Consider the following 8,931-nt stretch of genomic DNA (forward strand, 5'->3'; position numbering starts at 1 on the left):
CTGCTAAGGGAATAAATTATGTTATTAATCAAATCTCCCGTAGTAATAGAGATTTTTCCTACGTCACAGGAACCTTAACTAGCGAGAAAACATTAAATCTAAAAATAAAAACTAAACAAGACTCAATAGTGAAAGATTTTTATGCAGGTCCTAATTCTAAAGGGGATGCCCACTGTTTTGTTTTCGATTTTTATTTAAAAAATAAATAATTGCAACGAAAAAAACAATAGATATAAAATTATATGGAGTTTGCATGAAAGGTAAAAAATTAATTATTTTATATATATTAATGTTAGTTGTGGGACTGGCGTTATTACTTACAAAATCATCACCAAAACAGGTTGCTGAGCCAGCGGTTCAACCTGTTGAGGTGAAAGTAGAACCTAAAAAAACAGAAACGATGACAATTGCTGTAGCAAAAAATGCGATTAATAAAAATACAATTTTAACTAAGGATCATTACTATTTTAAATCAATAGAAATTGATGTTGATGACAGTAGTGACAAAACTAAAGAATATATAACTGATGCAAAAGAACTTGACTCTTATGTGGTTAAGAACAATATTGCGAAAGATACTTTTATTGAACGGCGTTTTATTGCTTCGCCTGATTCGCCTGATTACAGCATGTTAGCGCTAAAAGAAGGAAATTATATGTTTCCATTCAAATTAGATCCTACTGATTATTATTTAACAACAAATCTAAAAAGTGGTGATCTTGTTGATCTTTATATATTTTATGCTGATGAAACGGCTAACTCACGTAAAGAGAATAAGTTAGTTTCACCTAGCGCTGATTTTGTTAAAAATCGCATCAAACCAATTATTGTTGGAAAGAAAATCCTCTATATTACTCAAGCAGGTGAAATAAACTCTAAGTTTCAAAAAGACAATGTTGGTCAAATTCAATTAGAGCTTTCGAATCAAGAAATTAAATTATTAAGAACATTAATGACAAATTCTACAATTATGATATACCCAAGTACTTACAAAAAAAATGTTGAAGATGGATTACGCTTATTAAGTGATAGAGAAAAAAACTGGCCATTATCTGATAATGATATTTTTTCAGAGAAAAAACGGATTAATTTACTAAAAGGTAACTAAGAATGTTTATAAAAATTAAATCAATTATACATATGATAAGACCCCTTGCTTGTTTATTCTCTATTGGCTTTTCTTCACTGGCGTTTGCTAATATTCATAATTTACAAGTTGGGCAAAGTAAAACCATTGTTTTACCAGAGAATGTAGGTACAGTGTTCATTAGTCAAGATTCTGTAGCAAATTATGAGGTTATTGATGGTAAGTCTTTGATTATATATGGTAAATCAAATGGTAGAGCCAGCTTGCTTGTTTATGATGATGCAAATAATATTATCGTTAATGACACCATTAATGTGGATCCGCTTTTATCTCAGATTACACATAGATTGGCTCAAAATTTTCCCAATAGTAGTGTAACAGTCGATCGTTATGATAATGGTGATCCGAATGGAAGATTTGTATATGTACTAAATGGCACCACTCCAGATACTACGACAAAAGGTAAAATTATGGCGGTCGTAGGTTCACTTGTCGGGCAAGGTGCAGAGCGAATACGCACTACTGCAAAGGGGGATGCAGGAAGCGCGGAGCTTACATTTCAAGATTATTATATTTATAACAATATCATTGATAACATTAGAGTGATAGAAGAGTATCAAGTTAATGTCAAACTGACTTTTGTTGAAGTTAGTAAGCAATTTACTGATTCGTTGGGTATTGAATGGCAAAGTTTAACTTTGGATAGTATGATAGAAAATGGATCCGATATGAATACTGTTGGGGAATTTACAGTATTAGGTCTAAAAAAAGGATTTCGTATCCATGATATTACCACAATGATTCGTGCATTAAAAAATGATCGTTTAGCTAAAGTGTTAGCACAACCTAACTTATCTGTACTATCTGGCGAGAATGCATCATTTTTAGTCGGTGGTGAGATTCCCATTGTGACTAAGAATAAAGATGGAGAAGCAAATGTTACCTATAAAGAATACGGTATAAAATTAAACATCAGCACTAAAGTGAATAATGATAAGCGTATTAGATTATTCCTTGATAATGAAGTAAGTTCAATTGCTGGTTCATATGCTTTTAATAACTATAATATCCCAACTTTGACAACTAGAAAAACTAGTTCGACTATTGACTTATCCGACGGAGATAGTTTTGTTATTGCAGGATTAATTAACGAACAAGACAGCGAAACATTATCTCGCCTTCCTTTTATTAGTGATATTCCTATTTTAGGGGCATTAGCTCGTAGTGCGCAGACAGAGCGAGGAAAGACAGAAATGGTAGTATTTGCAACAGTTAATTTAGTGACAGCGAATAGCAGTTTTGATAATGTCGAGTTACCAATTTTGGAACGTACTGATGTGATTAATAGTTTCTTCAATATTAAAAATAATATGAATAAACAACGTCGCAAAACAGTACCAATTTCTAACGAAAGTGAAAAATTTATTAACGATATGGGCTTTATTGAATAAAAGATTATTAGGAATTTTTATGCAATTATTTGGTAATAAAAAAGATACAGAAGTATCGAAAGACTCGTCACAAGAATTTGTAGCTGGACAAATATCGAATTTTCAAGTCGCTATTTTAAGTAAACGAAGTGAACTGATTGAAAAAGTTCGTTCTTTGTTATTCCTTTACAATATATTAAGTATAGATATCATCTCATTAGAATTATCTGAATTGAAAGAAGATCCAATTTTCAATAAGTATGATGTGATTTTTTTAGATATCAAAGATGAAGATAATGCTGCACTATTATCAGAAAGCATTAATAAGTTTCTTCCAATTAAAGCAACTACAATACTTTTGGGCAGCCATGATTCAATCGTATTTTCTGAATCTTTATCAAAAAAAGGAATTCATTTTTTATTAGAAAATAGCCAATTAGAAAAAATCCCTACTATTTTGCATACAAGGAGTTTAACCGCACAAGGTTCACAAAGAGTGGGGAGCATTGTTACATTTTTAGCCACTAAAGGAGGAATTGGTACATCATCATTAGTGGTTCATACAATAAAAAATATTAGCGGCTTAACTAATTATCCTCTTCTTTATATTCAAGGTGCAACTACAAGCCCAAATGCCGACTTCTTATTTGAAATACCAATACCTCAAGATGGTTCAATAATTAATGTTAAAGATTCTTTACAAGTAAAAATTGAAGATAGAGCTTGGCAATATGACAATCTTAGCTCAGGACAATTTAACATTACTTTTATTGAGCAAAATATGGGATTAGCGTCTTCATTTAAACATTTAGAAGAGATCATTAATTTTTCAAATATTGTGTTTATCGTAATAAATCGAGATCCCTACTCAATTAAAATTGCTAAAAAAATGCTTGATGAAATATCGCGTATTAATACGCAAAACTCCGATCTATTAAATAAGCGTTTTTTAGTTTGTTTAAATGACAATCTTCCTTTTGATAAAAGAAATGATTTACGAGATGAAGATATAGAAGAGTTTTTAGATCGAAGTATTGATTTTAGACGTAAATTTATTCCAAAGATGGATAAATTTAAAGAATCCTACAATAGTAGTGAAATAAAAGAGATATCTTCAGCGATTATTGGAAATAAACAAAACAATCAAAATAATTCAAAATCGTCTTTTACATTATTAAAGAGAAAAAAAGATTAACACTTAATATCTAATAGGGCTGAGCAAAAATTATGTTGAAATGTTGGAAATTATTTTTTAGGAAAAACAATGCAAATGTTTCTATTGAGTTTGCAATTGTTTTTCCTTATTTAATTGTGCTATTTGTATTTGTACTTGAATTAAGCCGAATTATGTTTATTGGTTCTGCCTTAGATTTAATGTCAACAGAAATAACAAGAAAAACGGCAATTTCTGAAAATGGAAATTATACTAAGCAAATGCAACAATTAGTCATCTCTGAAGTACCACTATGGCCCTATCTGACTAATCCAGATGATTTTCATGTAACCGTAGCATATTGTCAAACAATACAAGATGTAATTAATAAAACTTGTCAAAATACGCTTAATGCAGATACACGTTTGTTATTATTTAATTTACAGTATGACTACTATGCCATGTTTTCAGGGCCGTTTAGTCGTATTTTAAATTCTTCTTTAACAAAGAAAACTGTTATTTACCGTGAGTTTTATGATAATTAAAGGAATAGAGTAACAATGAAATATTTTGGTAATTTTTTCCGCAATAAAGACGGTATGATGTCAATTGAGTTTGCAGCATCTTTCTGTTTGTTTTCAGCATTAGTGTTTATTATCTATGATGTGTACAGTACCATCATGCTACAAAATAAATTGGAGCGAGCAAATTATGCTGTAGCTTCAATTTTTCGCGAAAGATCGGCTTTCTACCCTGTTATAGATGGCACAAATAATCACAAAATAAGTTTATGTCATTCAAACCCTAGTTCTTGCCATAAATCTTATGAATTATTTGATGATGCTCAAGTGCAAGAATTAGAAAAATTGGCAACTTCATTATTAGATAGTGAAGTTGTTATAAAAGTAGATGCTTTATTTATTTTACAAAATGTTGAGCATCCAAAAAGTTTAAATCATGCTAAGTTAGTAGCTTTAAGTTCTGAATCATGTTCTTCTGGTATTTGTAATAATACGGGAATCAGAAGCTATTTTGATTCACTGCCTAGTATCACCGAGAATTTAACAAATTCTGCAATTGCTAGTTATTCAGATCTTGCCCCATATGCTCCAAGATTTATCGATACAACAACTGGATTAGATGGACGATGGATCCCTATATATCGAGTTAGTATGTGTATTGTTAATGAAGAAAGTCTTTATTTAAAATGGATTAACTCTAATAGAAAAGCAACTGATACTTTCCCAAATTTATGTAGTAATACTGTAGTAATATCTCGTTGTAATGATATTACGAATGTTAATACAGCTTGCCCTATTTATCATCGTTAATCAACACTCTTTTGAGAGGATTTTATGAATAATAATAACAAACTAAAACGGAAAAATTACAAAAAATCTTTTTTACAGTGTACAGCTGGAAATATTATTATAAGTTTTGCGATTATGTTTCCTGCAATGTTTATTTGTATGTATTTTTCAATTGATCAAACACAAAACATGCGCACTCGGGCTCGGATATCGGAAGCGACTAATGAGGCCTCGTTAGCTGTTGTAGCCATAAATAATAAAATTCGAGATCAAAAAGCACTTGAAAAAAATATCAAAATAGCATTGAACTATATTAATTATTTTATGAATCAAACGCGTGAGGATTTAATAGGACTTTCTAGGGCCACTATAACCTATGATAAAGATAAAAAAGAATATTATGTTAGGTATGTACAAGAATTTGCATCTTTACTGGATAGTGATGGTGGATTTGTGGCATTAAATCAAAATACAGTTATAACAAATAATGAAGAAACTTATGGTAATACCAGAAAGTACTATACTCCTGATTCTGTTGGTATTGCTTTTATTAGCGACTTTTCAGGTTCGGCTACATGTCAATACTCTGATTCGTCTTGTAATAATTACTCTCAAGGGTTAAATAACGACCGTAAGCGACTTGACTATATGAAAAAAGCAATAGTAGACATTATTGATAATTATAAAAAGGAGCCTCAATTCAATTTTGCTTTAGTCCCTTATGACATTGGTGTCCCAGTGCCCTTTGACCCTAACGAAGTGAATAATAAAGAAAAAAGTCAAAATCCTGCTGGAGGGGGAAGTTATGCATGTTCTCTTATGTATAAAATGAAATCTCCTTTCGATTCAGTTGATTACAATTTTTGGGCAAATAAAAATATTGCATATCCAAAATGGAATAAGTTGAAGAAAAATGATCTAATTTCTAATTATGTAACCTATGATTATTTTGCTGATTTTAAAAATACGGTTTATTACTATCTAGACTATTATAATTACCTTTATTATTCAAAAATAATTGGACCGGCAAAAGGTTTGAATGATAATGAGTCATTAGTTGATGGCGGATTATGTCGTAAACGACATAATATTGAACGAGTTAATATGGGGTCTACTCGATATGCTTGTGGTGAAAATAATACTGATTATCCATTAAATCAAGAAAATAAAAACACTATTGAGAGTCAATACGGTAAAGTAGTTCAACTATATGATTATATGTTCTCTAATGACTATCCTGATGTGCATTATTCGTTTGCTAATACTAAAACAGTTGATGTAAAAGGCACTATTGACACATTATTTAGTGGTATGAATGTTAATACGATAACGTTTAACCGTCCTATATCACCTGCTATTACTGATTTTTCACCATTTCAGGGGATGTGTCAGTCGCCTTTATACAGCAATGAGATTATGAGTGAAAAAGTGATCAATATGCCAAATTCTAAAAGGCTTGAAGAAGCGTCAAAACATATTAGCAAATTTAAATTGTCACCTCATTTAATTCCTTTCAGTGATGATAGTGAGCACAATATTAAACTTCTTAATTCTATTAAAAGTGCGGATTGGCAACCAGGAGGAGGAACTGATACCATGACAGCTTTGTTAAGGACTGTACCAGTGATGGCTCGAGGTAATACTATTAATAATAAAGTTATGATTATTATAACTGATGGTAAAGATGACGCTGGGGCAGATGTTCTGAGAGATGAATTTTTAGATAATAACGTTTGTCAGAGTATAAGAGAAGGTTTGAAATCTGAGCAAAACCAAGAGAATGGTTATATTGATCAAGCGGCTAAAAATGCAGCTATTTACTATATAAAATTAGATCCTAACGCTGGATATTTGAAAACAGACTCTGAATATGAACGTGCGTTCGGAAAGTGGTTTACTAAGTGCATGAATGGTCACAAGCAATTCTTACATGAGGCTAGCGATTACAAGACATTGTATGACGCAATAAATAGAATCATTGAAGTTGAAACGGGCAATTTTGTTATTAAAAAAGAGCAGATTAAGCAATGAAAAATAGGAGTTATAAAAAATGAAAACGTTAAAAGTCCTGATATTATTTATAACTTGTATATGTTTTCCATTGTTAGCAAACACGCGTACAGATGCAATAATATTTACAACTAAAGCGGAAATAAATCCACACACCCTAACTAACTTATCGAGAACAGGCTTAACCATAGAAAATGGTGATCTTTGGGTTTGGGGTTATAGGAATAAGGGATTACAAGGTAATGGTGATAAAAAGGTTTCTCGTAAAGAGCCACCTGCCAGAATAGAGTACTTTGTTGAAAAAGGACTTTCTATTACACAGGTAGCCGGTGGAACATATCATATTATTGCGCTAGATGATCGAGGAGATGTCTGGGGTTGGGGAAGAGATATCCACAAAGAAGCTTCGGGCGGTAAATATACAGGTCACGGTCATTATCCAAGTCTCCCTGTTTTAGTTTTGGAAAATCAAGATATTATTCAGATCAGTTGTGGTAAACGTATTTCTTATGCTTTAACAAGATCGGGGGAAGTGTATTTTTGGGGAGATGGTCATGATGGTGAATCAGGAACAGGTATTCATGGTGGTCATGCTTCAAAGGTTGCGCTTACAAAGATCCCCTCTGGTTATTTTGACAATCGACCTGTAGTGAAAATCGGTGCTGGTTATGATAGTGGTTATGCCATCAATGATGCTGGGACAGTTTTTGCTTGGGGGGATGAAGAACGAGATTCATTTGGTGAAGTAAATCACAAAGCCCATGTTAAAACTCCTATTCCAAAGCAGATTAAAAATTTAGATGGTATTGATGGTAAAGATATTGTACATATTACCGGTGGAAATGCATTTACTGTTTTTTTAACCTCATCCGGTAGGGTTTACGGTATGGGAAAAGCTAGTCGTTTAGGTGTTGCCGGTCCATATGATGATGATGATGATGATGATGACATAGATGAGGACGATGACGATGACGATGAAGATGATAATAATGATGACGACGACGACGACGATGATGATAAAGAATTGACGCCAGAAGAAATAGAGCACGAGAATCAAAAAAGAGAAGGTGAAAAAAAGGGGAAGACAATTGCTAAACCTGTTCTAATTACACGACATGTTAGCTCCGTTTATTGTAGATTTCGTGGTTGTGTTGCCATCACTAACCATAATAGATTAGTAACATGGGGTCATAAAGGTGGTCCTTATAAAAATATAATGTATGGCAGAAATCCAACGGAGAGAGATTATCTAGGTCATCTAACCAAAATTGATGTTGGTAAACAGCATATTTTTTATTGGAATGACGAAGGTGAAGCTTTTGGTGTTGGATCTGGTGGTGGACATAAATTTAATTTGGGTACTAATAAAAAAAGGGATTGGCCAGGATATAATATGACATCTCTTGTTGATGCAATGAAAGGAGTGTATGGTCAAGATTACATTCCAGGTCAAGGATATGATCATAATGATTAGCCAAGAATTAATTAATGATATTATTATTTTGGTAATTTGGGGATGCTTGTTAGTTACTTGTTATACTGATATAACACGCCGAACGATCTCAAATTATATCGTCGGCATAATATTCATCCTCATTATTTTGAATTTTATTTTCGGACGAGGTCAATTAAATTATAGCGCATCGGGCATATTTTTAATCTGTGGTCTATTTATGTTTTATTGCCGATTAGTTGGTGCAGGGGATATAAAATTAATTACAGTGCTACTGATATCCATTCCATCAAATTGTGTATTGTTTTTCTTGGTGACAATTACGTTAATTGGACTCCCTATTGCAATTGTAGCAATAATATATAAGTACATTAAAAAGCCGGCAGGTGGAGTTACGCTACCTTATGGGCTAGCAATTAGTGGAAGTTATTTTTTAACATCATATATTTTAATAACTAATTTTTAGTTACGGCTACTTTAAAAATATA

At 32.1% G+C, this 8,931-nt stretch carries 9 protein-coding genes; all 9 read left to right on the forward strand.

Going from position 1 to position 8,931, the window contains the following annotated elements; all coding sequences use genetic code 11:
• A partial coding sequence (locus tag A9G22_RS11525; RefSeq protein WP_218058744.1) for a hypothetical protein occupies positions 1–209 on the forward strand: 209 nt, incomplete at its 5' end.
• 44 nt (positions 210–253) lie between these two features.
• Positions 254–1,108: a hypothetical protein gene (locus tag A9G22_RS04330; protein ID WP_065585966.1), complete on the forward strand. Its 855-nt coding sequence runs from the start codon at positions 254–256 to the stop codon at positions 1,106–1,108.
• Positions 1,109–1,110: 2 nt separating this feature from the next.
• On the forward strand, positions 1,111–2,538 hold the full coding sequence (locus A9G22_RS04335; RefSeq protein WP_065585965.1) for a type II and III secretion system protein family protein: 1,428 nt from the start codon (positions 1,111–1,113) through the stop codon (positions 2,536–2,538).
• 19 nt (positions 2,539–2,557) lie between these two features.
• Positions 2,558–3,712, forward strand: coding sequence for a hypothetical protein (locus A9G22_RS04340; RefSeq protein WP_075508419.1), 1,155 nt, complete (start codon positions 2,558–2,560; stop codon positions 3,710–3,712).
• A 32-nt stretch (positions 3,713–3,744) separates the two neighbouring features.
• Entirely contained in the window at positions 3,745–4,215 is a 471-nt protein-coding gene (locus A9G22_RS04345; protein WP_065585963.1) for a TadE/TadG family type IV pilus assembly protein, read from the forward strand.
• Between the two features lie 15 nt (positions 4,216–4,230).
• On the forward strand, positions 4,231–5,001 hold the full coding sequence (tadF, locus tag A9G22_RS04350; RefSeq protein ID WP_065585962.1) for a tight adherence pilus pseudopilin TadF: 771 nt from the start codon (positions 4,231–4,233) through the stop codon (positions 4,999–5,001).
• A gap of 24 nt (positions 5,002–5,025) precedes the next feature.
• Positions 5,026–7,011 carry a TadE/TadG family type IV pilus assembly protein gene (locus A9G22_RS04355; RefSeq protein ID WP_065585961.1) on the forward strand — a complete coding sequence of 662 codons (1,986 nt, stop codon included), beginning with the start codon at positions 5,026–5,028 and terminating at the stop codon, positions 7,009–7,011.
• Between the two features lie 70 nt (positions 7,012–7,081).
• Positions 7,082–8,464 (forward strand): RCC1 domain-containing protein, encoded by a 1,383-nt coding sequence (locus A9G22_RS04360; protein ID WP_176700228.1) that lies wholly within the window; start codon positions 7,082–7,084, stop codon positions 8,462–8,464.
• Entirely contained in the window at positions 8,457–8,909 is a 453-nt protein-coding gene (locus tag A9G22_RS11800) for an A24 family peptidase (protein WP_176700229.1), read from the forward strand. Before A9G22_RS04360 ends, A9G22_RS11800 begins: the two co-directional genes overlap by 8 nt.
• Positions 8,910–8,931: the final 22 nt, after the last annotated feature.

Source organism: Gilliamella sp. App2-1, assembly GCF_001690255.1.
Lineage (GTDB): Bacteria > Pseudomonadota > Gammaproteobacteria > Enterobacterales > Orbaceae > Gilliamella > Gilliamella apicola_G.

Bases quoted from the DNA above. Each gene is read 5' to 3' on its own strand.
- A9G22_RS04330 (WP_065585966.1), top strand. From the start codon at position 254: ATGAAAGGTAAAAAATTAATTATTTTATATATATTAATGTTAGTTGTG.
- A9G22_RS04335 (WP_065585965.1), top strand. From the start codon at position 1,111: ATGTTTATAAAAATTAAATCAATTATACATATGATAAGACCCCTTGCT.
- A9G22_RS04340 (WP_075508419.1), top strand. From the start codon at position 2,558: ATGCAATTATTTGGTAATAAAAAAGATACAGAAGTATCGAAAGACTCG.
- A9G22_RS04345 (WP_065585963.1), top strand. From the start codon at position 3,745: ATGTTGAAATGTTGGAAATTATTTTTTAGGAAAAACAATGCAAATGTT.
- tadF (WP_065585962.1), top strand. From the start codon at position 4,231: ATGAAATATTTTGGTAATTTTTTCCGCAATAAAGACGGTATGATGTCA.
- A9G22_RS04355 (WP_065585961.1), top strand. From the start codon at position 5,026: ATGAATAATAATAACAAACTAAAACGGAAAAATTACAAAAAATCTTTT.
- A9G22_RS11800 (WP_176700229.1), top strand. From the start codon at position 8,457: ATGATTAGCCAAGAATTAATTAATGATATTATTATTTTGGTAATTTGG.